This window comes from Streptomyces sp. NPDC003247 (genome assembly GCF_042888135.1).
Lineage (GTDB): Bacteria > Actinomycetota > Actinomycetes > Streptomycetales > Streptomycetaceae > Streptomyces.
Genome location: NZ_JBIAPF010000001.1, coordinates 636,082 through 660,433, shown reverse-complemented (window position 1 = coordinate 660,433; position 24,352 = coordinate 636,082). Strand labels below are relative to the sequence as shown.

Below are 24,352 nucleotides of genomic sequence, written 5' to 3'. Positions count from 1 at the left end.
CGCTGTCGAGTTCCTGTCAACCGACTATGTCGTCGGCTATGCCCGGAACGGCCCGGTCACCTCGTACGTGATGCCGCCCGACGAACTGCCCGACGTGCCGCGCTGGCTGGAGAAGTACAGGCGGGTGCCGTCGGGGGAGAAGGCCGGGCCGGTGATCTCCGAGGCCGACTGGCCGTCGATGCGGAGGAACGGGGCGACGACGTCGTCCGGGGTGATCACGCAGATCTCCATGTTCCCGCCGTCCTCCGCCACGAACAGGTCGCCGGAGGCGGCGCCGGTGACGTTGTCGACGCCCGTGAGGGGAGCCGTGCCGGACGTCACCAGGGAGTCGTCGTAGGCGAGGTCGATCGTCTGCGCCGCCGCGTCGTACCGCCAGACGCGGTTGTCGCCCTTCGTCGTGAACCAGCACGTGCCGTCGGCGTAGTAGCAGCCCTCGCCGCCGTTGAAGCGCTTGGCGCCGGAGACCTGGTTGCGGGTCGCGGTGGCGCCGGTGGGGTCCGGGACCGGGGACCAGGTCACCGGGCCGCTCGTCGCGCTCCCCGCCACCAGCACCTCCAGCGTGCCGGCCGACAGGTCGCCCCACGTCGTCGGGCGGAAGCGGTAGAAGCAGCCGTCGGTGACGTCCTCGGTGAGGTAGATGACCCCGCGGACCGGGTCGGCGGCCGCCGCCTCGTGCTTGAAGCGGCCCATCGCGTCCCGGCGCACCGCCGCCTGCACGCCCCAGGGGTCGGTCTCGTAGACGTATCCGCGGTCGACCTCCTCGCAGGACAGCCAGGTGTTCCACGGCGTCTTCCCGCCCGCGCAGTTGGTGCGGGTGCCGGAGAGGATGCGGTACGCGCCGGTCACCGTGCCCGTCGACGAGAACCTCACCGCGCTCGCGCCGCCCGAGGGGTTGATCTCCGAGTTGGAGACGTAGATCCAGCCGGTGCCGTCCGCGTAGCAGGCGCCGCCGTCGGGCGCGTCGTGCCAGGTGTACGAGGTGCCGGACACCGTCTGCCCGGAGCGGGCGATCACCCGGCTGGTGAAGCCGCTCGGGAGGAGGATGCCGTTGGCGTCCGCCGCGCCGAGCGCCCCGTACGGTCCGGTGCCGGGCTGGGCCGGCGCCGCGTACGCGGCGCCGCGCCAGAGGGTTCCGCCGAGCACGGCGGACCCGCCGATGACGGCCGCACGCAGGATGGTACGACGTTCCACGCTCACTCCCAGGGGGTGTCGTGACCGCCCCGCCGCCGGTCGGCCGCGGGGTCGTGCGGTCAGGGAGGCTATGAGTGCGGGGTGGCCGTGTCGTGCACACGTCGTAACGGGGTGGTGCCGGGAGCGAGGACAGCGGTGTCCGGCCATCGGGCCATCGGGCCATCGGGTCGTGGGGTGACGCGATGGTCCCGTCACGGGCCGGTCCGGTGAACCCGAACGGCCCGGGCGCCGTCGCGGCGGTCGGGGAGACCGCCGGGACCGCGTCCGGGCCGGTGGTGGGGCGGGGGACGGCCGTCAGGCCGCCCGCACCTCGTAGGTGGTGATGCGGACCGTGTCGTCGTCCAGGCACCGCCCGCTCCGCAGGTCGAAGCGCTGCTTGAGCAGGGGCGAGGCGACGAACGGGCTGCCCTTCTGGGCACCCATCAGGCCGCGGGAGAGGACCGCCGCGCCGCCGAACGGGTCGCGGTTGTCGACGGCGTACAGCTCGCCCTTGCGGTCGCGGAACAGGGCGACCTGGCGGCCGTCCGGCAGCAGGGCGGCCACGCCCCGGCCGGGGACGAGCTGGTGCAGGTCGCAGACGGTGAACCAGTCGCCTGCCGGGGAGTCCAGCTTCAGCTGGACCTTCAGGTCGGTCGTCTCGGGTGCCAGGGTCATCGCTGGGCGCTTCCTTCCAGGACGTCTTCCGTGGGACGCATGCCGATGGAGAGCAGCGGCAGGTCGGGCTTGATCTGGTCGCGCTCGGGGACGAAGCCGACGACCGGGTCCGGGGTGTCGGGCGCGTTCACGAAGGACACGAACCGGGCCAGCTTCTCGGGGTCGTTGATGGTGGTGGCCCACTCGTCCGCGTAGTGCGCGACGTGCGCCGCCATCAGGGTCTCCAGCTCCTCGCAGATGCCGAGGGAGTCCTCCACGACCACGTCCCGGACGTGGTCCAGGCCGCCGGGGATCCGCTCCAGCCAGGTGGAGGTGCGCTCCAGGCGGTCGGCGGTGCGGATGTAGAACATCAGGAACCGGTCGATCAGGCGGATCAGCTCGGCGTCGGACAGGTCCTGGGCGAGCAGGTCCGCGTGGCGCGGGGTGGCGCCGCCGTTGCCGGCGACGTACAGGTTCCAGCCGTTGGCCGTGGCGATCACGCCGAAGTCCTTCGACTGGGCCTCCGCGCACTCGCGCTGGCAGCCGGAGACCGCCGACTTCAGCTTGTGCGGGGAGCGCAGGCCCCGGTAACGCAGCTCCAGGTCGATCGCCATGCGGACGGAGTCCTGGACGCCGTAGCGGCACCAGGTCTGCCCGACGCAGGACTTCACCGTCCGCAGCGACTTGCCGTAGGCGTGCCCGGACTCGAAGCCGGCGTCCACCAGGCGGGTCCAGATCAGCGGGAGCTGTTCGACGCGGGCGCCGAACATGTCGATCCGCTGACCGCCGGTGATCTTCGTGTAGAGGCCGAAGTCACGGGCGATCTCGCCGATCACGATCAGGCCCTCGGGCGTGATCTCACCGCCGGGGATGCGCGGGACGACCGAGTACGAGCCGTTCTTCTGGAGGTTGGCGAGGAAGTGGTCGTTGGTCTCCTGGAGGGCCGCCTGCTCGCCGTCGAGGACGTAGCCGCTCGCGCCGATCGTCGGGGCGAGGGAGGCGATGATCGAGGCGACCGCGGGCTTGCAGATCTCGCAGCCGTCGCCGCCCCGGGCGTCCTCGCGGCCGTAGCGGTCGAGGAGGTCCTGGTAGGTGTTGATGCGCAGGGCGAGGACGATCTCGTAGAGCTCCTCGCGGGTCTGCGAGAAGCAGGCGCACAGGCCCTTGTCGACCACGACGCCGCTCGCCTCCAGCTCGGCGGTGACGAGCTGGCCGAGGACCTTGACGCAGGAGCCGCAGCCGGTGCCGGCCTTGGTGCACTTCTTCACCTCGGGCACGGTCGTGCACTGGTGGTCGGTGACCGCGCCGCGGATCGTGCCCTTGGAGACGTTGTGGCAGGAGCAGATGATCGCGTCGTCGGGGAGGGCGGACGGGCCGAGCTGGGCCGGGGCGCCGGCGCCGGCGGGCAGGACCAGCGCCTCGGGCGAGACCGGCGGGACCGAGCCGGTGAACGCGCGCAGCGTGCCGTACGCCTCCGCGTCGCCGACCAGGATGCCGCCGAGCAGCGTGCCGTCGCGGCCGATGACCAGCTTCTTGTACAGGCCCGAGCGGGAGTCGGAGTAGACGACGTCGAGGCAGTCCTCGGTGGTGCCGTGCGCGTCGCCGAAGGAGGCCACGTCCACGCCGAGCAGCTTCAGCTTGGTGGAGAGGTCGGCGCCGGTGAAAGCGGCCTCGTCGGCGGCGATCGTCGCGGCGGCCGTCTCGGCCTGCTCGTACCCGGGGGCGACCAGGCCGTACACCCGGCCGTCGGCGGCGAGCGCGCACTCGCCGATCGCGAACACGTGCGGGTCGGCGACCGTGCGGCACTGCTCGTCGACGCTGATGCCGCCGCGCTCGCCGACCGTCAGACCGCAGTCGCGGGCCAGCTGGTCGCGGGGGCGGACGCCGGCGCTGAACACCACGAGGTCGGTGGAGAGTTCGGAGCCGTCGGACAGCTTCATGCCGGTGACCGCGCCGGACTCGTCGACGACGATCTCCTGCGTGCCCACGCCGGTGTGGACGGACAGGCCCATGTCCTCGATGGTGCGCAGCAGCGCGGCGCCGCCGCCCTTGTCGACCTGGACGGGCATCAGGCGGGGCGCGAACTCCACGATGTGGCTGGTGAGTCCGAGGCCCTTCAGCGCGCCCGCGGCCTCCAGGCCGAGCAGACCGCCGCCGACCACCGCACCGGTCGTCGCCGTCTTGGCGTACTCCTCGATGGCGAGGAGGTCCTCGATCGTGCGGTAGACGAAACAGCCCTGGGCGTCCTTGTTCGGGACCGGCGGGACGAAGGGGTAGGAGCCGGTGGCGAGGACGAGGGTGTCGTACTCGAAGACCTGGCCGGACCGGGCCGTGACCTTCTTCGCCGTACGGTCGACCGTCTCCGCCGGGTCGCCCACGTACAGCTCGATGCCGTGCTGCTCGATGAACGCCATGTCGGTCATGGAGAGGTCCTCGGGGGTCTTCCCCGAGAAGTACGAGGTGAGCTGGACGCGGTCGTACGCGGGGCGAGGCTCCTCGCACAGCACGACCACGCGGTGCGTGGCGGTCAGGCCGCGCTCGGCGAGCGCTTCGAGGAAGCGCTGGCCGACCATGCCGTGGCCGACGAGCACGATCGTGGGGCGGGGGCCGGTCCCCACAGGTGCGGTCGTGGTCGTGGACATCAGGAGCCTCCATCGTTGGTGAGCAGGTGGAGCAGAGGGGCGCCGTTGCGCGGGAGCGGCTCTGCTCCCTCCCAGGCGCGCGCGAGCGCGCCGACGGTGCCGAGTTCGCCGACGAGGACCCCGCCGACCAGGCGGTCGTCGCGGACGACGACCTTGCGGTAGGTGCCGCGGGTGGCGTCGGCGAGCTGGACGACGTCGTCGCCGGGGCGTGCCTCGGTCTCGCCGAACGCGGCGAGGTCGAAGGCGGTGGTGCCGTTGAGCGTGAGGCGGGTCAGGGAACGGGTGCCGGTGTAGCGGGCGCCGGTGTTCCCGGCGGTGCCCGCGAGCAGCTCGGCCAGGACGTCGGCCTGTTCCAGGGCGGGGGCGGCGAGGCCGTAGACGTTCCCGTCGTGCTGGGCGCAGTCGCCGATCGCCCGGATGTGCGGGTCGGAGGTGCGCAGTTCGTCGTCGACGAGGACGCCCTTGTGGACGGCGAGCCCGGCCGTCTTGGCGAGGCCGGCGCGCGGGTGGACCCCGCAGGCCAGCACCACCAGGTCGGCGTCGAGGGCGTATCCGTCGGCCATCTCCACCGAGCGGACCGCGCCGCCGACGCAGCGCACGTCGCGCACCCGGCACTCGGTGTGCACCTCGACGCCGAGGTCCTTCAGGTGCCGCAGGACGAGCCGGGAGGCGCCCGGGTCGAGCTGGCGTTCCATCAGCCGCTCGGACTGCTGGGCGAGGACGACCTGCGCGCCGCGCACGGCGAGCGCGCGGGCCGCGGAGACCCCGAGGAGTCCGCCGCCGATGACGACGGCCCGCGCGCCCGGCCGGACCGCCTTGGACAGGCCCAGACAGTCGTCCATGGTCCGGAACGCGTGCACCCCCTCGGGCAGGACGTGGTCCGGGGTGAACAGGCCGCGCAGCGGCGGCAGTACCGGGTTGGAGCCGGTCGCCAGCACCAGCGTGTCGTATGCGATCTCCGAGCCGTCCGCGCAGGCGACGGCGCGCCGTTCGCGGTCGATGCCGGTGACGCGGGCGCGCACCAGTTCGGCCGGTGCGGGCAGCGCGATCACCTCGGGGGCGTACCGTCCGGCCAGCACCTCGGCGAGCAGGACCCGGTTGTACGGGACGTGCTCCTCCTCGCCGATCAGCAGGGCGGGCGTGCCGAGCTCACCGAGCCGCCGGGCGAGCCGTACGCCCGCGAGGCCGGCGCCGATCACCACCACACGCGAATTCGAGGTCATGCCGTCGAGCGTGCGGTGCGGAGGTTACCCGGCCGCATCACGGTTGTTTCCCGCGAGGAACGCTGCCCTCAGCGGGGGCGGCGGACAGGTGTGAGGGTTTTCGGCGGGCGGCGCCGGGCGGCGGTGAGGACAAGGGACGCGGGTGCGCCGGAGGGGTCCGCAACCTCAGGACCTGCTCAGATCGGTGGACGGGACATGTATCCGGCCCCGTAGGGTCGCGTCCATGCCCGACATATCCATGACCATGGTGGCCGTCCTCTGTGTCGCCGCCCTCGCGGCCGGCTGGATCGACGCCGTGGTCGGCGGCGGCGGGCTGCTGCTGCTCCCGGCGCTCCTGCTCGGCCTGCCGGCCGGCAGCCCGGCCGCGCACGCGCTCGGCACCAACAAGGCGGTGGCCATCGTGGGCACCGCCGGGGCGGCGGTCACGTACGCCCGCCGGGCGCCGGTCGACGTGGGGACGGCCGTCCGGATCGGGCTCGCCGCGCTCGCCGGGTCGTCGGCGGGGGCGTTCTTCGCGGCCGGGATGAGCACCGACGTGCTCAAGCCGGTCATCATGGTGGTGCTGCTGGGAGTGGCCGCCTTCGTCATCCTGCGCCCCGCGTTCGGCACGGCCCCCGCGACCGGACCGGCCGGACCGCGCCGGATCCTCGCCGCGATCGGCCTCGCGGGCCTCGGCATCGGCTTCTACGACGGTCTCGTCGGCCCCGGCACCGGCACCTTCCTCGTCCTGGCGCTGACCGCCGTGCTCCACCACGACCTGGTGACCGCCTCCGCCACCGCCAAGATCGTCAACTGCTGCACCAACGCCGGCGCCCTCGCGATGTTCGCCTGGCAGGGGGCCGTGCTGTGGCAACTGGCGGCACTGATGGCCGTGTTCAACCTGGCGGGCGGCATGCTGGGGGCCCGGACGGCGCTGAAGAAGGGCAGCGGCTTCGTGCGCGTCGTGCTGCTGACGGTGGTGTTCGCGCTGGTGGCGAACCTGGCGTACGAGCAGTGGTGGGCGTGACGTCCACGGTGGGCGCTCCTGCGGCCTCCTCCGGGCAATTGCCGTCTTAGGTGCGGTACTTGGCCGCCGGTCGTCCCCCCGGCGCCTCGGCTGCGGACGCCCTCCGGCACCCCGCCGCAGGGCGCCTGGCCGGCACCTCGGCGGCGGGCGTTCCTCCGGCCCCCGGCGGCGGCCGCCCCCCGGTCAGCCCGCGCGACTGTCCGTCAGGTGGGCGAAGACCACCACGTTCGCCTGGTAGCCGGTGGTGCGGGAGTAGCCGCCGCCGCAGGTGATGACGCGCAGTTCCGGGCGCTTCGCCGCGCCGTACACCGTCGTGTCGGGGAAGTCGCGCGCGTCGTACATCTCGACCGCGTCCACGGTGAACACCGCGACCGTGCCGTCGCGCCGGTCGACCTCGATCGTGGCGCCCCGCTCCAGGGCGCCGAGGTCGTAGAAGACGGCGGGGCCGTCGGCGGTGTCGACGTGGCCGGCGACGATCGCGGTGCCGGTCTCGCCGGGGGTGGTGCCGGACTCGTACCAGCCGGCGAGGTCGTCGTCCTCGGCGGGCGGTACGTCGAGGCTGCCGGAGGCGGTCAGTCCCAGGCCCATGAGGGGGGCGTCGACGCGCAGGGACGGGATGCGGACGCGGTCGGGCGGGGAGGGCGGCAGCGGGGGAGCGGGCGCGGGCACGGGCGCGGAGTGCGGGTCGGCGCGGTCCGGGTGGGCCTGGGCCGCGGACGGCCGCGGCGGGGCGTGCGTGCCGGCGCCGCTGTGCAGCAGCCACGCACCCGAGCAGAGGGCGACCGCGGTGACGGCCGCTATCGCGGAGTTGCCGACCCTGCGCATGCGAAGCGCTCCTCTCGTGGACGGAGGCCCCCGTGCCCCCTCCGGGCCGCGAGGGGCGTCGGACCCGGAGGGGGAGGGGACATGCGGTACCGGCCGACGGACAGCGGAGGGTGTCCGTCAGATCCCGTCGCCTCTCGCCCGGCGATGCAGGAGCCAGGTACCGCCCGCGGCGGCGACGGCGAGAGCCGCCACACCGGCCGCGGTCTGCACGGGATCGGGGCCCAGTGCGCCGCCGACCCCCGTCTTCACGCTTCCCCGCGGATACACCTGCTGCGGCACGGCCGTCAGCGTCACCACCAGGTCCCCGGTGACCTTCCGCCCGTCCGCGGCGCACTCCGCGACGATCTCGTACGTGCCCGGCTGCGCGCTCGGCGGCACCCGGAACCGCCCGACCGCCTCGCTCTCCCGCGCGCCGGGCGCCAGTGTGAAGCGCCCGGCGCCCACCGCGCCGGCGTCGCCCGCCGCCGTCGGCGGGGACCCGCACGCCGCCGTCTCCACGGTGACCTCGTCTCCCGGCACCACGCTGGAGGGGGACACCTCCAGCCGGCCGGTGCCGCTGCCGGCGGCCCAGGCGGGCGCGGCGACGGCGCCCGCGGCGGCCACGGCGAACACGCTGCCGGTCAGCAGACGGACGGCGGTACGTCGCATCGGTGCTCCTCCGAGCTCGTCCAGGGCACGGCCGGCGGCATCCCCATGTGCCGCTGCGTCGGTCGCGTCCCTGCCCTTACGAGGTAAGTCCCGGCGGTGCGAACGCGCTTGTCGGGAGAGCGTCGGGACATGAGGTGAACGGGGGGCGGGACGGGTGACCGCCGGGGCGTTCGGGCAGGTCACCGCCGTGCGACGGGTGTCTCGCGGAAAACCGCGGGACGAGGGTGTGAACGGGTGACCGGCCTCACCGCACGGTCCCGCCGCGCCCCCTCCACTCCCCGCCCGGGATCGGCTCGCCGTGCGTCCTCAGCCGGGCCGCCACGCCGGGCGCGGCGACGTACACCCAGGCCCGCACCGGTCGTCCGGCGCCGCCCGGGAGCACCTCCCGGGCCACCCGCTCGTACAGGTTGCGCGGGTCGCCCGGCCGGTACTCCTCCAGGCGGTCCAGGTCGGCGAGGAGGCGCTCGTAGAACCGGGGGAGCGCGGTGACGAGGTCTCCGGTGACGAGCCCGCCGGACTCCTCCACGGCGTACGGGTAGCCGGGGCCGTCGTAGAGCACCGCGCCGCGGAGGCGGGCGGGCTCCTCGGCGAGGGTGCGGCCGTGCAGCAGGAGGCCGTGGTTGACCTCGCCGGGGCGCAGGGTGCCGTAGACGAAGAAGGGCAGTTCCGAAACGCTCACGGAAACGATTCTCTCCTCTCACCGCTCCCGCACGTGAGCGCTATGGACATGACATGTCCGCGGCCTCTTGAATCTCAGGACCACGTCAGCGCCACCCCCCACGCGCCCCTGGCGCCTTCCTGAGGAGACCGATGCGCCGGATACGGCAGCACGCCCGAGGCTCCCGTCTCACCACCGCAGGCATCGCCGCCACCACGGCCGCCCTCCTGGCCGCCGCCCTCACCCCCGCGACCGCCGCCACCCCCACCGGCGGCGCCCCCGCCGCCGCTGCCGCCGCCGGCGCGGCGGACCGCCCGGACCGGGCCACCGCGATCGGCAACGCGGCCTCGGCCCTGGCCGCGCACGCCGCGAGCCTGGGACTGACCGCCGCCCAGGACACCTCCGTCCGGGACGTCGTCGTCGACCCGGACGGCGCCCAGCACGTCCGGTACGACCGCACCTACCGCCGACTCCCCGTGCTGGGCGGGGACTTCGTGGTGCATCTCGCCCCCGACGGCACGTACCGCGGCGCGGACCGGGCGACGCGCGGCACGGTCTCCCTCTCCACCGTCACCCCCGCGCTCCCCGCCCCGAAGGCCGCCGACGCCGCCGCCGACGCCCTGCGCGCCGTCCACCTCGACGAGACCCTGAAGCAGCTCACCGCCGAGCCCCGCCTGGTCGTCGACGCCCTGCACGGCGCCCCGCGGCTGGCCTGGCGGACGGAGGTCGCCGCCCTGGACGCCCTCGGCAACCCGGTCGCCCGCGCCGTGCTGACCGACGCGGCGACCGGCGCCGAGATCGACGCCTGGGACACCCTGGAGTCCGCGACGGGCGACGGGCAGTCCCTGTACGGCGGCACGGTCCCGCTGGAGACGACCCCGTCCGGCTCGGCGTACCAGCTCAAGGACCCCACCCGCGGCAACACGTACACCGGTGACGCCGCGGGCCGCACCGACCTGTGCGTCCTCGGCGTCTGCGTCAGCCGCGCCCCCTCGACCGTCTTCACGGACGCCGACAACCACTGGGGCACGGGCGCGGCCGCCGACCGCGCGACGGCCGCCGTCGACGCCCAGTACGGCACGGACATGACCTGGGACTACTACCAGGAGGTCCACGGCCGCAACGGCATCGCGGGCGACGGCAAGGGCTCCTACAACCGCGTCCACTACGGCAACGGCTACAACAACGCCTTCTGGGACGACAGTTGCTTCTGCATGACGTACGGCGACGGTGACGGCACGCAGCTCGGCCCGCTGGTGTCGCTGGACGTGGCCGGCCACGAGATGACCCACGGCGTGACCTCCGCGACGGCGAACCTGGCCTACTCCGGCGAGTCCGGCGGTCTGAACGAGGCGACCTCCGACATCCTCGGCACGCTCGTGGAGTTCCACGCCGGCAACGCCTCCGACCCCGGCGACTACCTGATCGGCGAGAAGATCGTGCGCTCCGGCTTCGGCCGGGACGCCCTGCGCTTCATGGACCGGCCGTCCAGGGACGGCAGCTCCGCCGACTACTGGAGCAGCACGGTGGGCGACCTCGACGTGCACTACTCCTCGGGCGTCGCCAACCACTTCGCGTTCCTGCTGGCGGAGGGCAGCGGCGCCAGCACCGTCAACGGCGTCTCCTACGACTCGCCGACCTTCGACGGCTCCACGGTGACGGGCATCGGCCGGGACAAGCTCGGCAGCATCTGGTACCGGGCGCTGACGGTGTACATGACGTCCTCGACGGACTACGCGGGCGCCCGCACCGCCACCCTCGCCGCGGCCCGCGACCTCTACGGCGCCGGCAGCACCGAGCAGGAGGCGGTGGCGGCGGCCTGGAACGCGGTCAACGTCACCTGACCGCCTCCGTACGGACGAGACGACACGGCGCAGGCCGGTGCCCCGGACGGGGTGCCGGCCTGCGCCGTGCGGCGTCCGAGGCCCGGGGCGGCGTCCGAGGCTCGGGAGGGGTGCGATGGCCGGGGCCCAGGAGGTGTGCGGGGCTCGTGAATCCCGACCCAATTGTTGCGCAAATTGTTGACGATATCGCCGACGTGAATGACGCTACCGCCTCGAAGCACCATCGCTCGCCCCGAGCGAAGCACCCATACGAGAGGGGAACCCATGCGCTGGTCCTTCGGACGGTCACTCGTCCGTGGCAGAGCGAGAGCGGTCGCCGGCGCCTGCGCGGCCACGCTGCTCGCGGCAGTGCTGGTACCGGTCAGTGCCGCGGGATCCGCCGCGGCCCCGCAGACCCGCCGCGTGTACACGGCGGACGGACTGGAGAAGCTGCCCGCGGTCAAGCCCGTACGGGCCTGCGCCGACGTGACCGGTCTCGACCTGGACGGGGTCACCGACGCGGCGGTCACGATCCGGTCCGCGAAGGTCGTGACCACCGGTGCGGCCGCCCCCTACTGCGAGGTGCAGGGCACCGTCGCCCCGGCGAACACCATCGTCCTGCGCCTGCCCGTCGAGGGCTGGACGCAGCGCTACGTCCAGACCGGCTGCGGCGGCCTGTGCGGCACCGCCTCCATCAACTACGGCCAGGCCTCCACCTGTCCCGTCGTCCAGGACGGCACGGTCGCCAGCGCCACCACCGACATGGGCCACCAGGGCCAGAACGACGGCTCCTGGGCCCTGGACCCGCAGGCGCAGATCGACTTCGCCTACCGGGGCGTCCACGTCACCGCCCAGGTCGCCAAGGCGGTCATCAAGCGGTTCTACGGCCAGCGGCCCGCCTACTCGTACTTCACCGGCTGCTCGGACGGCGGCCGTGAGGCGCTGATGGAGGCGCAGCGCTACCCGGACGACTTCGACGGCATCGCCGCCGGAGCGCCCGCCAACAACATGGTCGTCCAGAACACCTTCCACCACGCCTGGAACGTGCTCACCAACAAGGACGAGAACGGCGACTACATCCTGCTCGCCGACAAGCTGCCCCTGATCCACCGGGCCGTGCTCGACGCCTGCGACGCGCTGGACGGCGTGACGGACGGTCTCCTCGACGACCCGCGCCGCTGCGACTTCGACCCGCGGACCCTGGTGTGCGCGTCGGGCCAGGACACGTCGACGTGTCTGACCGCGGCGCAGGCCGGCGTGGTCCAGCGGCTGCACGACGGCGCCACGGACGCGCAGGGCAACCGCCTGGAGATCGCCATCTCGCACGAGTGGGGCTCGGAGCTGGAGTGGACGCTGTTCGTCCCCACCGCCCAGGGCCAGACCGTGGCCAGCGAGAACTTCGTGACGTCCTTCGCCCGCTACCTCGCCTACACCAACGCCCCGGACCCCGGCTTCCAGCTCTCCGACCTGGAGTTCACGGCCGAGTCGTTCTGGAACACCGTCCAGTCCTCCGCGTACCTCTCCGCGACGGACCCCGACCTCGGCGCCTTCCGTGAGAGCGGCGGCAAGCTGCTGCTGTGGCACGGCTGGAACGACCAGCACATCTCCCCGCAGGGCACGCTGGCGTACTACGACGCCCTGCGCGAGACGATGGGCGCGAGCACGGTCGACCGGTTCGCCGAGCTGTACATGTTCCCCGGGGTGGCGCACTGCGGCGGCGGTGACGGCCCGAACACCTTCGACGTCCTCACGCCGGTCATGGCCTGGGCGGAGAGCGCCACCCGGCCGGGGAAGATCGTCGCGTCCAATGTCTCCTCCGACGGGACCGTGACGCGCACCCGCCCGGTGTACCCCTACCCCCAGGTCGCGCGCTACGACGGCACGGGAAGCGTCGACGACGCCGCCAACTTCGTCGCGTACACGCCGTCGACGCGCGGCGACGCCGTGACCGGAGCCGACGACTACGACTGGCTCGGCGCCCGTCTCTACTCCCACGGCTACCAGACCTGGTGCCGGGTGGTCGACGGCAAGCTGGAGTGCCGTCCGAGCCGGACCTGGCTGACGGCACGGGCGAGCGGCGCGTAGCGGCTCCGCCCAGGGCAAGAACGGACCAGGGACGGTGTCCCCCCGTGGGGCACCGGCCCTGGTCCGTGGTCCTTCCGGCCTCCTGCCGTGGTCCCGGCCCCCGTCCCTCCCCTGGGGCCGCGGCTACGGCTGTGGCCCCACGGCCTCCACCCGCACCGCGCACACCTTGAACTCCGGCATGCGTGACGTCGGGTCCAGGGCCGGGTTGGTCAGGGTGTTGGCGCGGCCCTCGCCCGGCCAGTGGAAGGGCATGAAGACGGTGTCGGGGCGGATGCCGGTGGTGATGCGGGCCGGTGCCACCGCGCGGCCCCGCCGCGAGACCACCGCCACCGGATCGCCCTCGGCGGCGCCCAGCCGGTCGGCGAGCCGGGGGTGCAGTTCCACGAACGGGCCGGGCGCGGCGGCGTTCAGCTCGTCCACGCGCCGGGTCTGGGCCCCGGACTGGTACTGGGCGACGACCCGGCCGGTGGTGAGCAGGACGGGGTACTCGTCGTCGGGCTCCTCGGCGGCGGGCCGGTGCGAGACGGGCACGAAGCGGGCCCGGCCGTCCGGGGTGGCGAACCGGTCGAGGAAGAGGCGGGGCGTGCCGGGGTGGACGGCCGCCCGGGAGCCGTCGTCCCGAGCGGGGTCGTCGGCGTCCCGTGCGAGATCGTCGGCGTCCCGTGCGGGGTCGTCGGTGTCCGCGTCGAGTGAGGCGTCCTCGCTGTCGAGCGCGGCGTCCTCGCTGTCGTCCGTGCCGCCGCCCGCCGGGCAGGGCCAGAACACCCCGTTCTCCTCGGCCAGCCGCCGGTAGGTGATCCCGGAGTAGTCGGCGGGCGCGCCCGCGGTGGCCCGGCGCAGTTCCTCGAAGACCTCCTCGGGATCGGTCGGGAACCCCTTCTCCACGCCCAGCCGGGCGGCCAGCCCGTGCAGGACCTCCAGGTCGCTGCGCACGCCCTCGGGCGGGGTGAGGGCCTGCCGCCGCAGCAGCACCCGCCCCTCCAGGCTGGTCGTGGTCCCGGTCTCCTCCGCCCACTGGGTCACCGGCAGGACCACGTCCGCGAGTGCCGCGGTCTCCGACAGCACGACGTCGCAGACCGCCAGGAACTCCAGCGACCGCAGCCGCTCCTCGACGTGCGCGGCGCGCGGCGCGGACACCACCGGGTTGGACCCCATCAGCAGCAGCGACCGCACCTCCGTGCCCAGCGCGTCCAGCAGCTCGTAGGCGCTGCGCCCGGGGCCGGGCAGCGAGGCCGGGTCCACGCCCCACACCTCGGCCACGTGACGCCGCGCCGCCGGGTCGTCCAGCTTGCGGTAGCCGGGCAGCTGGTCGGCCTTCTGGCCGTGCTCGCGTCCGCCCTGCCCGTTGCCCTGGCCGGTCAGGCAGCCGTAGCCGGACAGCGGGCGTCCGGCCCGTCCGGTGGCCAGGCACAGGTTGATCCAGGCGCCCACGGTGTCGGTGCCCTTGGCCTGCTGCTCGGGCCCGCGGGCCGTCAGCACCATCGCGGCCTCGGGCTCGCAGAACAGCCGTACGGTCTCGCGGAGCTGGGGGACGGACACGCCCGTGATCCGCTCCACGTACTCCGGCCAGTGGGCCATCGCCGCGGCCCGCGCGTCCTCCCAGCCGGTCGTCCGCTGCCGTACGTACTCCTCGTCGACGCGGCCCTCGGCGACCACCAGGTGCAGCAGACCGAGGGCGAGGGCGAGGTCGGTGCCGGGGCGGGGCATCAGGTGCAGGTCGGCCTGCTCGGCGGTCCTGGTGCGGCGCGGGTCGACGACGATCAGGGTGCCGCCGTTCTCCCGCAGCTCGTTGAAGAAGCGCAGCGACGGCGGCATGGTCTCCGCGAGGTTCGAGCCGACGAGGATCACGCACCCCGTCCGCGGGACGTCCTCCAGCGGGAAGGGCAGCCCGCGGTCCAGGCCGAAGGCCTTCGTCCCGGCGGCCGCCGCGGACGACATGCAGAAGCGCCCGTTGTAGTCGATCTGCGAGGTGCCCAGCGCGACCCGGGCGAACTTGCCGAGCGTGTACGCCTTCTCGTTGGTCAGCCCGCCCCCGCCGAACACCCCGAGCGCGTCCGGCCCGTGCGCGGCGCGCACCCGGGACAGTTCGCCGGCGATCCGGTCGAGCGCCTCGTCCCAGGAGGCGGGCCGCAGCGTGCCGCCGGAGCGCACCAACGGGGAGGTCAGGCGGACGCTCGGGGACAGCACCTGCGGCGCCGTACGGCCCTTGCCGCACAGCGCTCCCCGGTTCACGGAGAAGTCGGTGCGCTCGACCACCTCGACGCCCCCCTGTGGCAGGGGCGACAGATTCATCCCGCACTGCAAGGCGCAGTACGGGCAGTGGGTGGGCGTCGAGGTGGTCTGCATGCGTTTCAGCGTGCTTCGGCCGTGTTACGCGCCGTGCGGCGTCCTGTTACGGCGGTGTGCTGGTGACCTCCCCGGGGGCGCCGGCCCGGCGTGAGGCGCGGGCGCCCCCGGGGACGGGGCGGGAGGGGACCGCCCCGTCGAACGCCCCGCCCGGGAAGCCGGGACGGAACGAGCCGGGCCGGGAAGCCGGGACGGGGGCGCAGAGGCTGGGAGGGCCGGGCCGGGGAGTCGGGGTGGGGCGGGCCGGGGAGGAAGCGGCCGCCACCACCCCCCTCCCCGGCCCGGTCGGCCGGGTGGCGCGCCCGGCCGGTCGGGTGGCGCGTCCCGGTGGGCCGGGCGCGCGCCGGTCAGGTGGTCAGCACTCGTAGGCGTAGTACGGCTCGTCCCCCGGGTCCAGACCGATCGTCTCGGTCGCGCCGGGGCCGATCTGGATACACGACGGGTCCCACCCGTCGACCTCGACGCTCGCGGTGATCACGTGGCCGCAGGCGTTGCGGATGTGCGCCCACCACTGGCCGTAGCTGCCGAGCTTGGCGCAGCCCGGTTCCCTGACCTGCGCGGAGAGCTGGTCCACGGTGGTGGCCGAGGCGGTCCCCATGGCCGCCGGCACGGCGAACAGCGCCGCCGCGACGGCCGTGACGAACGCCGAGCGAAGTCCCGTCATCAGGTGTCCTTTCCCCCAAGGGCGGCGACGGCCGGACCCGCCGCCGCACACCGAGGACACTAAAAGTGAGGGGACGGTCACAGAAAGTACGGGAGGGTCTTTTCATTCCCCCGGGTGAAATGCGCTCGTCAAACCCGACCCGTCGAGAATGTCCGTATCCGTCCGCGCGTTCATTCGGCCGTGGCCAACGCCCGCGCCACCCCCGTCTCCCGGGGGCCGAGGAACCGCGGATCGGGCTCGAACACCACGTCCAGCGCGGCCTTCCCGGCCGCGAGGATCTCCCGGGCTCCCCCGTAGTACCAGGTGACGTCGTGCGCGGCGGCCACGCCGACCCCGTACGACTCGACCCCCGCAGCCCGGCACAGGGCGACCGCCCGGCGGATGTGGAAGTCCTGGCTGATGAGGACCGCGCGGTCCACCCCGAAGATCTTCCGGGCCCGCACACAGGAGTCCCAGGTGTCGAAGCCCGCGTAGTCGCTGACGATGCGCGCGTCCGGCACCCCGTGCTCCGTCAGGTAGGTCCGCATCGCGTCCGGCTCGTCGTAGTCCTCCCGGCTGTTGTCGCCGGTGACCAGCACGACCTCGATCCGCCCCTCGCGGTACAGCTCGGCCGCCGCGTCCAGCCGGTGCGCGAGATACGGCGACGGCTCCCCGTCCCACAGACCGGCACCGAAGACGACGGCGACCTCGGTGCGCGGCGCGTCGGCCGTGGTGCCCAGCCGGTCCGCCGTGGAGACGTACAGCCAGGTGGCCGGCAGCAGCCCCAGCACGCACGCCCCCATCACGCCCTGCACCAGCCGCCGCCACCCCGTACGGGTGCGCGGCAGCCGAGGTCGGCGTATCTCCATGCGGTGCTCCCTGCTGCCCGGGCCGGATCCGTTCGCCCCGGCCGCCTCCGACCGGGGAAGACGCACCCGGCGCCGATCGGGTTCTGCGCCCGGCGCGTCACCCGGGTCACACCCGCGCCGCCCCCCGGCCCCGCCCACACGCACCTCACATCCGCCCCGCCCCCGCGGTGAACCCCCGGAAAATAGTCGTGACGGTCGCGCAACGGGGGTGCAACCTCCCGCCGTGAGGATGGCTCCATGACGGCGTCGCCCACCCTGTACGACGAGTCCGCCCCCCGCCCCGGCAGCCCGCTGACCGGTGGCGCCCACCTCGACAGTACGGCGCACATCATGAACCGGATCAGTGACCAGCTCACCAGCCAGCTCGGCCTCGTCTCCCTCGACGGCCGCCGGCGCCCCGGGGCGCCCGCGCTGGTCGTCGTCGCCCACGGCAGCCGCGACCCGCGCGCCCTGAGCACCGTCCGCACCCTGCTCGACCGCGTCCGCGCGCTGCGCCCGGGGCTGCCCGTGCACCTCGGCCACATCGAGCTGAACGAACCCCTGCTCGCCGACACCCTCGCCGGCCTGGAGGCCGACGGCACCGCGTCGGCCGTCCTCGTGCCGCTCCTGCTCAGCCGCGGCTACCACGTCGGGCGGGACATCCCCGAGGCGGCCGCCGCCGTGTCCGTCGACACCCGGGTGGCCGCGCCGCTCGGCCCGCACCCCCTGCTCGTCGACACCCTGCACGCCCGCCTCGTCGAGGCCGGCTGGAGCACCCGGATGACGGACGCCGAACGCCGGGGCAGCGCGGTCGTCCTCGCGGCGGCCGGCTCCCGCGACCCCGACTCGGCCGTCGACACCCGCCGCACGGCCCAGCTGCTCGCCGCACGCCTCGGCGTCCCGGTCGTCCCGGCCTACGCCACGACGACCACCCCGACGGTCCCCACCGCCGTACGCGCCCTGACCGCCCGGGGCCGTCACCGCATCGCGGTCGCCTCCTACTTCACGGCCCCCGGCCGCTTCGCGACGGAGAGCGCGGAGGCCGCCCCCTGGATCGCCTCGGCCCCCCTGGGCACCCACGAGGCGATGGCCCGCCTGGTCCTGCACCGCTACGACCAGGCACGGGCGATCCCGGCCGGCACGAGACCACACCTGGCGTCCGCTTAGCACGAGACCTCAACCGGCGTCCGCCGGGAACGAACGGCGAGGCAGCCCACCCAGGGGCGCGGGGAACCGCGCGACAAGCCACGAACGACCCGCACCCGCCCGACCACGATCACGCACCCGCACGACCATCACGCCCCCGCCCGACCACGATCACCCGCCCGACCGCGATCACGCCCCCGCCCCGACGCCTCCGCGACCGCGCGTCATCACCTCACCCGTACGGTCGGGCACCCGTACTGTCGGGACATGGAAGGCACCAGCACGACAGAGACCGCACCCCCCACCCCCTACGACCCCGCGTCGACGGCCCGCTGGGCCCCCGAGCACGACAAGCGTCCGGGCCGCACCGCCTTCCAGCGGGACCGGGCACGCGTACTGCACTCCTCGGCGCTGCGCCGACTCGCCGGCAAGACCCAGGTCGTCACCCCGGGCTCCGGCGGCCGGACCGGGGACGCCACCCCCCGCACCCGTCTGACCCACTCCCTGGAGTGCGCCCAGGTCGGCCGGGAGCTGGGCGCGGCCCTCGGCTGCGACCCCGACCTCGTCGAGGCCGCCTGCCTCTCCCACGACCTCGGCCATCCCCCCTTCGGCCACAACGGCGAGCAGGTACTGAACGACCTCGCCCACGACTGCGGCGGCTTCGAGGGCAACGCCCAGTCCCTCCGGCTCCTCACCCGCCTCGAACCGAAACGGTTCATCACCTCGCCCGCGGACCCCGACGACGTCGTCAGCGTCGGCCTCAACCTCACCCGCGCCACCCTCGACGCCGCCGTCAAGTACCCCTGGCCCCGCGGCGCCCACCCCACCGACCCGCGGTCCCCCAAGTTCGGCGTCTACGAGGACGACCGTCCCGTCTTCGACTGGGTCCGCGAGACGGCCCCCGGCACCCGCGCCTGCTTCGAGGCCCAGGTCATGGACTGGTCCGACGACGTGGCCTACTCGGTGCACGACGTGGAGGACGGCCTGCACGGCGGCCACATCGACCCCGCCGGCCTGCACGCCGAGCCGGAGCGCCGGGACGTCTTCCGCGTCGCCGCCCGCCGGTACGCGCCCGCCGGCACCGACCCGGCCGAACTGGCCGCCGCCCTCGACCGCCTCCAGGACCAGCCGTGGTGGCCGCACGGCTACGACGGCACGGCCGTCGCCCAGGCCCGGCTGAAGGACGCCACCAGCCAGCTCATCGGCCGCTTCTGCCTCGCCGCCGAGACAGCCACCCGCGCGCGCTACGGACCGGGCCGCCTCACCCGCTACCGCGCCGAGCTCGTCGTACCGCGCGAGACCCGGCTGGAGTGCGCGGTCCTCAAGGCCCTCGCCGACCTGTACGTCATGCAGCGGGCCGAGCAGGCCCGGCTCCGCGCCGACCAGCGGATCGTCATCAGGGAACTGGCCGACGCGCTCACCGCCCGCGCCCCCGACGGCCTCGACCCCCAGTTCCGCGCGCTGTTCGACCGGGCGCCCGACGACCGGGCCCGCCAGCGGGTCCTCGTCGACCAGATCGCCTCCCTCACCGACGCCTCGGCGCGCGCCCTCCACGCGAGACTGACGGGGCGCATGTGACACATAAGTGACGGTCCATGGCCTGATCGGGTCACGTCCTCTTCCCCCCTCACGGTGCGTGCGGGACGCTCGTGGGGCGGCAAGCTCAGCGTTCACTGGGGGGACACCCCCCGGACCCCCTGTAGGAGGCATCACGTGGTCGACGCGGACCAGACATTCGTCATCGTCGGAGGAGGCCTGGCCGGGGCCAAGGCGGCGGAGACGCTGCGGGCCGAGGGCTTCACCGGCCGCGTGATACTGATCTGCGACGAACGCGACCACCCCTACGAGCGCCCACCGCTCTCCAAGGGCTACCTCCTCGGCAAGGAGACCCGGGAGAGCCTCTTCGTGCACGAGCCCGCCTGGTACGCGCGCAACGACGTCGAGCTGCACCTCGGCCAGAGCGTCGACGCGATCGACCGCACGGCGAAGACGGTCCGCTACGGCGACGACGGCACCCTCGTCCACTACGACAAGCTGCTGCTGGCCACCGGCGCCGAGCCCCGCCGCCTGGACATCCCGGGCACCGGCCTGGCCGGCGTCCACCACCTGCGCCGGCTCGCGCACGCCGACCGCCTCAAGGGCGTCCTGGCCGCCCTGGGCCGCGACAACGGCCACCTCGTCATCGCCGGCGCCGGCTGGATCGGCCTGGAGATCGCGGCGGCGGCCCGCGAGTACGGCGCCGAGGTCACCGTCGTCGAACCGGAGCCGACCCCGCTGCACGGCGTGCTCGGCCCCGAGCTCGGCGCCGTCTTCGCCGAGCTGCACCGCGAGCACGGCGTCCGGTTCCACTTCGGCGTCCGCCTGACGGAGATCGTCGGCCAGGACGGCATGGTCCTCGCGGCCCGCACCGACGACGGCGAGGAGCACCCCGCGCACGGCGTCCTCGCCGCGATCGGCGCCGCCCCGCGGACCGCCCTCGCGGAGGCGGCGGGGCTGGAGCTGGCCGACCGCGCCCACGGCGGGGGCGTCGCCGTGGACGAGCGGCTGCGCACCTCCGACCCCGACATCCACGCCGCCGGCGACGTCGCGTCCTTCCCGCACGGCCTGTTCGGCACGACCCTGCGCGTCGAGCACTGGGCCAACGCCCTGAACGGCGGCCCGGCCGCCGCCCGCGCCATGCTCGGCCGGGACGTCACCTACGACCGGGTGCCCTACTTCTTCACCGACCAGTACGACCTCGGCATGGAGTACAGCGGCTGGGCGCCGCCGGGGTCGTACGACGAGGTCGTGATCCGGGGGGACGCGGGCAAGCGGGAGTTCATCGCGTTCTGGCTCCGCGAGGGGCGGGTCCTGGCCGGGATGAACGTGAACGTGTGGGACGTCACAGAGCCCATCCAGGCACTGATCCGCGCGGGCGTACCCGTCGACACCGAGGCCCTGGCCGACCCCCACGTGCCGCTGGACGGCCTGGGCGTCTGACCGTGCCCCGGCCCACCCCGGGGATGTCGGTCCGCCCCCGTAGAATTCACGCGTGGCAGGACGGATCAACGACGAGGATGTGAAGGCGGTTCGGGACGCGGTCCCGATCGACGCCGTGGTGTCCGAGTACCTCCAGCTGCGGAACGCGGGCGGCGGCAACCTCAAGGGCCTGTGCCCCTTCCACGACGAGAAGTCGCCGTCCTTCCAGGTCAGCCCCAGCAAGGGACTCTTCCACTGCTTCGGCTGCCAGGAGGGCGGCGACACCATCACGTTCGTGATGAAGGTCGACCACCTCACCTTCTCCGAGGCCGTCGAGCGGCTCGCAGCCCAGGCCGGCATCACCCTGCGCTACGAGGAGGGCGGCTACAACCCCTCCCACCAGCGCGGCGAACGCATCCGCCTGGTCGAGGCCCACAAGATCGCCGCCGAGTGGTACGCGGAACAGCTCGCCACCAGCCCCGAGGCCGACACCGGCCGCCTCTTCCTCGCCGAGCGCGGCTTCGACCAGGCCGCCGCCGTCCACTTCGGCGTCGGCTACAGCCCCCAGGGCTGGGACCACCTCACCCGCTACCTGCGCGGCAAGGGCTTCACCGACAAGGAACTGCTCCTGTCCGGCCTCGCCCAGGAGGGCCGCCGCGGCCCCATCGACCGCTTCCGCGGCCGGCTGATGTGGCCGATCCGGGACATCGGCGGCGAGGTCGTCGGCTTCGGCGCCCGCAAGCTGTACGAGGCCGACACCGGCCCCAAGTACCTCAACACCCCCGACACGGCGATCTACAAGAAGTCGCAGGTCCTCTACGGCATCGACCTCGCGAAGAAGGAGATCGCCAAGGCGTCCCGCGCGGTCGTCGTCGAGGGCTACACCGACGTCATGGCCTGCCACCTCGCCGGCGTCACCACCGCCATCGCCACCTGCGGCACGGCCTTCGGCGGCGACCACATCAAGATCCTGCGCCGGCTGCTGATGGACAACGGCAGCGCGCGGGTCATCTTCACCTTCGACGGCGACGCGGCCGGCCAGAAGGCGGCCCTGCGCGCCTTCGAGGACGACCAGAAGTTCGCCGCCGAGACGTACATCGCCGTCGCGCCCGACGGCATGGACCCCTGCGACCTGCGTCTGGCCAAGGGCGACGACGCGGTCTCCGACCTGGTCGAACCCCGCACCCCGCTGTTCGAGTTCGCGCTGCGCCAGATCGTCTCCCGCTACGACCTCGACACCCCCGCCGGCCGGGCCGCCGCGCTCGACGAGGCCGCCCCCGTCGTCGCCCGCATCAAGAACAGCGGCGCCCAGCACGAGGTCGCCGTGCAGCTCGCCGGCATGCTCGGCATCCTCGACACGCAGTTCGTCGTCAAGCGCGTCGCCCAGCTGGCCCGCTGGGCCCGCGAGCGCGGCGGCAAGGCCCCCGAGCCAGCCCGCGGCGGCCGGGCCCAGGCGTACGAGGCCGCCCCCCGGCCCGCCACCAGCGGCCCCGCCCTCACCCTGCGCAACCCCGTCTACGCCACCGAACGCGAACTGCTCAAGCTCGCCCTCCAGCGCCCCGAGCTGGTCTCCCCGGCCTTCGACGCGTACGGCGTCGACGAGTTCACCGCCGCCCCCTACGCCGCCGTACGCCAGGCGATCCTCGACGCGGGCGGCGCCGAGTACGGCGTGGCGGACGGGCAGGAGTACCTGGTCCGGGTCCGCGACACCGCCCCCGACGACACCGTCCGCGCCATGGTCACCGAGCTGGCCGTGGAGCCGATCATGCGGCGCGCCGTCGACGACGTGTACGCGGGCACGGTCCTGGTCCAGGTCCGCCGCCGGGCCGTGGAACGCCGGGTCCGCGACGTCCAGTCCCAGCTCGCCCGCCTCGCCGCGGGCGGCGACCCGGCCCACCTGGCCGCCGTACAGAACGAACTGTGGGTCCTCCAGCAGTACGACCAGGCCCTGCGCGCCCACGGAGCGGCCGCCCTCTAGACCCGCCCCGGACCGGACCTCTGGATCCGCCCCGGACCGGCCGCCCTCTAGACCCGCCCCGGACCGGACCTCTGGATCCGCCCCGGACCGGCCGCCCTCTAGACCCGCCCCGGACCGGCCCCTTGGGCCCGCCCCGGACCGGACCCTTGGACCCGCCCCGGACCGGTTCCCTGGACCCGCCCCGGACCCCCGGTGACCGGCACGGTCACCGTCCGGTCACGGACCGCAGGCAAAAAGTCACCGCACGCCCCTAGGGGCGGCGATGTGTCGTACCCCACACTGGGTCCCGGTGCCTGAGTCCTCGGAGCGCGGCCGATCCGTCCCCGGCGGGTCCCACACCCCCGCGGTTCCACCCATCGCGTACGGGACGGACAGCGGCGAGGCCGCCCACTCCGCCCTCGAAGCAGCGCTGCCACACCTCTCGGCAGCGGACATCCTGGAGGTCGCCCCCGTGCAGACCCGGACCCTCACCCACACCGACACGCGCACCCGCGGCACGGAACCGGACACCGAGACCGACGTCCTGGTCGTGGTCCCGCCGCAGCACCGTGCCGTGCACCACCCGGAGACGGCGCCGGACGCCGGAACGGAGGCCGGCACGGTGCCCGAGCCCGGCACGGAGCCCGAGGACCCGCCCGCCGAGGCGCTGCGTGAGGCCCCCGAGCCCGACGGGGCGCCCGTCCCCCGGACGGCCGAGACGGCCGGACCGTCCTCGGACCTGTTCCGCCAGTACCTGCGGGAGATCGGCCGGATCCCGCTGCTCACCGCCGCCGAGGAGGTCGAACTCGCCCGCCGCGTCGAGGCCGGCCTGTTCGCCGAGGAGAAGCTGGGCACCACCCCCGACCTGGACAGCGAGCTCGCCCTCGACCTCGACCGGCTGGTCGTCATGGGCCGCATGGCCAAACGCCGTCTCATCGAGGCCAACCTGCGCCTGGTGGTGTCGGTGGCGAAACGGTACATCGGCCGCGGCCTGACCATGCTCGACCTGGTCCAGGAGGGCAACCTGGGCCTGATCCGGGCGGTCGAGAAGTTCGACTACGCCCGCGGCTACAAGTTCTCCACGTACGCCACCTGGTGGATCCGGCAGGCCATGTCCCGGGCGCTGGCCGACCAGGCCCGCACCATCCGCGTCCCGGTCCACGTGGTCGAGCTGATCAACCGGGTCGTCCGGGTCCAGCGCCGCATGCTCCAGGAACGCGGCTACGAGCCGACCGCCGCCGAGGTCGCCGCCCACCTGGACCTGCCGCCGGAGCGCGTCGGCGAGGTCCTCCGCCTCGCCCAGGAACCGGTCTCCCTGCACGCCCCGGTCGGCGAGGAGGACGACGTGGCCCTCGGTGACCTCATCGAGGACGGCGACGCGGCGAGCCCCGTCGAGTCGGCGGCGTTCCTGCTGCTCAGGGAGCACCTGGAGGCCGTCCTGTCGACGCTCGGGGAACGCGAGCGCAAGGTCGTCCAGCTCCGCTACGGCCTGGCCGACGGCCGCCCGCGCACCCTGGAGGAGATCGGCCGCATCTTCGGGGTGACGAGGGAACGGATACGGCAGATCGAGTCCAAGACCCTCAGCAGGCTCCGGGACCACGCCTTCGCGGACCAGCTGAGGGGCTACCTGGACTGACCCGGGCCCGAGGGGGAACCGCCGCGCGGGGCGGCCCCCCTCGGGCCCGGGCGACAGCTCCGGGGCGTGTCCGCGGCGTGATCC

At 74.0% G+C, this 24,352-nt stretch carries 18 protein-coding genes; 8 read left to right on the top strand and 10 right to left on the bottom strand.

What is annotated here, in order from left to right; all coding sequences use genetic code 11:
* Window positions 1–36: 36 nt before the first annotated feature.
* The 4 genes from ACFYWQ_RS02785 to ACFYWQ_RS02770 form a co-directional block, all read right to left on the bottom strand.
* Window positions 37–1,191 (bottom strand): alkaline phosphatase PhoX, encoded by a 1,155-nt coding sequence (locus tag ACFYWQ_RS02785; protein WP_389512125.1) that lies wholly within the window; start codon window positions 1,189–1,191, stop codon window positions 37–39.
* A gap of 294 nt (window positions 1,192–1,485) precedes the next feature.
* Window positions 1,486–1,845 carry a nitrite reductase small subunit NirD gene (nirD, locus tag ACFYWQ_RS02780; protein ID WP_389512123.1) on the bottom strand — a complete coding sequence of 120 codons (360 nt, stop codon included), beginning with the start codon at window positions 1,843–1,845 and terminating at the stop codon, window positions 1,486–1,488.
* The gene (nirB, locus tag ACFYWQ_RS02775; protein WP_389512121.1) at window positions 1,842–4,466 is read right to left on the bottom strand and encodes a nitrite reductase large subunit NirB; all 2,625 of its coding nucleotides are present in this window, start codon (window positions 4,464–4,466) and stop codon (window positions 1,842–1,844) included. Before nirB ends, nirD begins: the two co-directional genes overlap by 4 nt.
* Entirely contained in the window at window positions 4,466–5,689 is a 1,224-nt protein-coding gene (locus ACFYWQ_RS02770) for an NAD(P)/FAD-dependent oxidoreductase (protein ID WP_389512119.1), read from the bottom strand. The genes nirB and ACFYWQ_RS02770 overlap by 1 nt, the downstream gene beginning before the upstream one ends.
* A gap of 223 nt (window positions 5,690–5,912) precedes the next feature.
* Here ACFYWQ_RS02770 and ACFYWQ_RS02765 point away from each other — a divergent pair, with 223 nt between their 5' ends.
* Window positions 5,913–6,695, top strand: a complete 783-nt coding sequence (locus ACFYWQ_RS02765; RefSeq protein WP_389512117.1) for a sulfite exporter TauE/SafE family protein — start codon at window positions 5,913–5,915, stop codon at window positions 6,693–6,695.
* A gap of 183 nt (window positions 6,696–6,878) precedes the next feature.
* Here ACFYWQ_RS02765 and ACFYWQ_RS02760 read toward each other — a convergent pair whose 3' ends face one another.
* The 3 genes from ACFYWQ_RS02760 to ACFYWQ_RS02750 all read right to left on the bottom strand — a co-directional run bounded on the left by ACFYWQ_RS02760 (window position 6,879) and on the right by ACFYWQ_RS02750 (window position 8,847).
* A complete protein-coding gene (locus ACFYWQ_RS02760; RefSeq protein ID WP_389512115.1) occupies window positions 6,879–7,520 on the bottom strand; it encodes a class F sortase in 642 nt (213 codons plus the stop codon).
* 117 nt (window positions 7,521–7,637) lie between these two features.
* On the bottom strand, window positions 7,638–8,168 hold the full coding sequence (locus tag ACFYWQ_RS02755) for a hypothetical protein (RefSeq protein WP_389512113.1): 531 nt from the start codon (window positions 8,166–8,168) through the stop codon (window positions 7,638–7,640).
* A 244-nt stretch (window positions 8,169–8,412) separates the two neighbouring features.
* A complete protein-coding gene (locus ACFYWQ_RS02750; protein WP_389512111.1) occupies window positions 8,413–8,847 on the bottom strand; it encodes a gamma-glutamylcyclotransferase family protein in 435 nt (144 codons plus the stop codon).
* 131 nt (window positions 8,848–8,978) lie between these two features.
* Between ACFYWQ_RS02750 and ACFYWQ_RS02745 the strand changes: the two genes are divergently transcribed.
* Both ACFYWQ_RS02745 and ACFYWQ_RS02740 read left to right on the top strand, forming a co-directional pair.
* On the top strand, window positions 8,979–10,670 hold the full coding sequence (locus tag ACFYWQ_RS02745) for a M4 family metallopeptidase (RefSeq protein ID WP_389512109.1): 1,692 nt from the start codon (window positions 8,979–8,981) through the stop codon (window positions 10,668–10,670).
* A 264-nt stretch (window positions 10,671–10,934) separates the two neighbouring features.
* On the top strand, window positions 10,935–12,734 hold the full coding sequence (locus ACFYWQ_RS02740; protein WP_389512107.1) for a tannase/feruloyl esterase family alpha/beta hydrolase: 1,800 nt from the start codon (window positions 10,935–10,937) through the stop codon (window positions 12,732–12,734).
* Between the two features lie 123 nt (window positions 12,735–12,857).
* Here the strand turns inward: ACFYWQ_RS02740 and ACFYWQ_RS02735 are convergent, their stop codons facing one another.
* The 3 genes from ACFYWQ_RS02735 to ACFYWQ_RS02725 all read right to left on the bottom strand — a co-directional run bounded on the left by ACFYWQ_RS02735 (window position 12,858) and on the right by ACFYWQ_RS02725 (window position 16,592).
* Window positions 12,858–15,080 (bottom strand): molybdopterin oxidoreductase family protein, encoded by a 2,223-nt coding sequence (locus tag ACFYWQ_RS02735; RefSeq protein WP_389512105.1) that lies wholly within the window; start codon window positions 15,078–15,080, stop codon window positions 12,858–12,860.
* 355 nt (window positions 15,081–15,435) lie between these two features.
* Entirely contained in the window at window positions 15,436–15,744 is a 309-nt protein-coding gene (locus ACFYWQ_RS02730) for a hypothetical protein (protein WP_389512103.1), read from the bottom strand.
* 170 nt (window positions 15,745–15,914) lie between these two features.
* The gene (locus ACFYWQ_RS02725) at window positions 15,915–16,592 is read right to left on the bottom strand and encodes a vancomycin high temperature exclusion protein (RefSeq protein ID WP_389512101.1); all 678 of its coding nucleotides are present in this window, start codon (window positions 16,590–16,592) and stop codon (window positions 15,915–15,917) included.
* Between the two features lie 237 nt (window positions 16,593–16,829).
* Here ACFYWQ_RS02725 and ACFYWQ_RS02720 point away from each other — a divergent pair, with 237 nt between their 5' ends.
* The 5 genes from ACFYWQ_RS02720 to ACFYWQ_RS02700 all read left to right on the top strand — a co-directional run bounded on the left by ACFYWQ_RS02720 (window position 16,830) and on the right by ACFYWQ_RS02700 (window position 24,268).
* A complete protein-coding gene (locus ACFYWQ_RS02720; protein ID WP_389512099.1) occupies window positions 16,830–17,738 on the top strand; it encodes a sirohydrochlorin chelatase in 909 nt (302 codons plus the stop codon).
* 246 nt (window positions 17,739–17,984) lie between these two features.
* Window positions 17,985–19,295: a deoxyguanosinetriphosphate triphosphohydrolase gene (locus ACFYWQ_RS02715; RefSeq protein WP_389512097.1), complete on the top strand. Its 1,311-nt coding sequence runs from the start codon at window positions 17,985–17,987 to the stop codon at window positions 19,293–19,295.
* A gap of 135 nt (window positions 19,296–19,430) precedes the next feature.
* Window positions 19,431–20,696, top strand: coding sequence for an NAD(P)/FAD-dependent oxidoreductase (locus tag ACFYWQ_RS02710; protein ID WP_389512095.1), 1,266 nt, complete (start codon window positions 19,431–19,433; stop codon window positions 20,694–20,696).
* 52 nt (window positions 20,697–20,748) lie between these two features.
* Window positions 20,749–22,653 (top strand): DNA primase, encoded by a 1,905-nt coding sequence (dnaG, locus tag ACFYWQ_RS02705; protein ID WP_389512093.1) that lies wholly within the window; start codon window positions 20,749–20,751, stop codon window positions 22,651–22,653.
* A 289-nt stretch (window positions 22,654–22,942) separates the two neighbouring features.
* On the top strand, window positions 22,943–24,268 hold the full coding sequence (locus tag ACFYWQ_RS02700) for a sigma-70 family RNA polymerase sigma factor (protein WP_389512091.1): 1,326 nt from the start codon (window positions 22,943–22,945) through the stop codon (window positions 24,266–24,268).
* Window positions 24,269–24,352: the final 84 nt, after the last annotated feature.

Coding starts and splice junctions, on each gene's coding strand:
- ACFYWQ_RS02760 (WP_389512115.1), bottom strand. CDS start 7,520: ATGCGCAGGGTCGGCAACTCCGCGATAGCGGCCGTCACCGCGGTCGCC.
- ACFYWQ_RS02765 (WP_389512117.1), top strand. CDS start 5,913: ATGCCCGACATATCCATGACCATGGTGGCCGTCCTCTGTGTCGCCGCC.
- ACFYWQ_RS02740 (WP_389512107.1), top strand. CDS start 10,935: ATGCGCTGGTCCTTCGGACGGTCACTCGTCCGTGGCAGAGCGAGAGCG.
- ACFYWQ_RS02735 (WP_389512105.1), bottom strand. CDS start 15,080: ATGCAGACCACCTCGACGCCCACCCACTGCCCGTACTGCGCCTTGCAG.
- nirD (WP_389512123.1), bottom strand. CDS start 1,845: ATGACCCTGGCACCCGAGACGACCGACCTGAAGGTCCAGCTGAAGCTG.
- nirB (WP_389512121.1), bottom strand. CDS start 4,466: ATGTCCACGACCACGACCGCACCTGTGGGGACCGGCCCCCGCCCCACG.
- ACFYWQ_RS02745 (WP_389512109.1), top strand. CDS start 8,979: ATGCGCCGGATACGGCAGCACGCCCGAGGCTCCCGTCTCACCACCGCA.
- ACFYWQ_RS02720 (WP_389512099.1), top strand. CDS start 16,830: ATGACGGCGTCGCCCACCCTGTACGACGAGTCCGCCCCCCGCCCCGGC.
- ACFYWQ_RS02715 (WP_389512097.1), top strand. CDS start 17,985: ATGGAAGGCACCAGCACGACAGAGACCGCACCCCCCACCCCCTACGAC.
- ACFYWQ_RS02730 (WP_389512103.1), bottom strand. CDS start 15,744: ATGACGGGACTTCGCTCGGCGTTCGTCACGGCCGTCGCGGCGGCGCTG.
- ACFYWQ_RS02770 (WP_389512119.1), bottom strand. CDS start 5,689: ATGACCTCGAATTCGCGTGTGGTGGTGATCGGCGCCGGCCTCGCGGGC.
- ACFYWQ_RS02755 (WP_389512113.1), bottom strand. CDS start 8,168: ATGCGACGTACCGCCGTCCGTCTGCTGACCGGCAGCGTGTTCGCCGTG.
- ACFYWQ_RS02725 (WP_389512101.1), bottom strand. CDS start 16,592: ATGGAGATACGCCGACCTCGGCTGCCGCGCACCCGTACGGGGTGGCGG.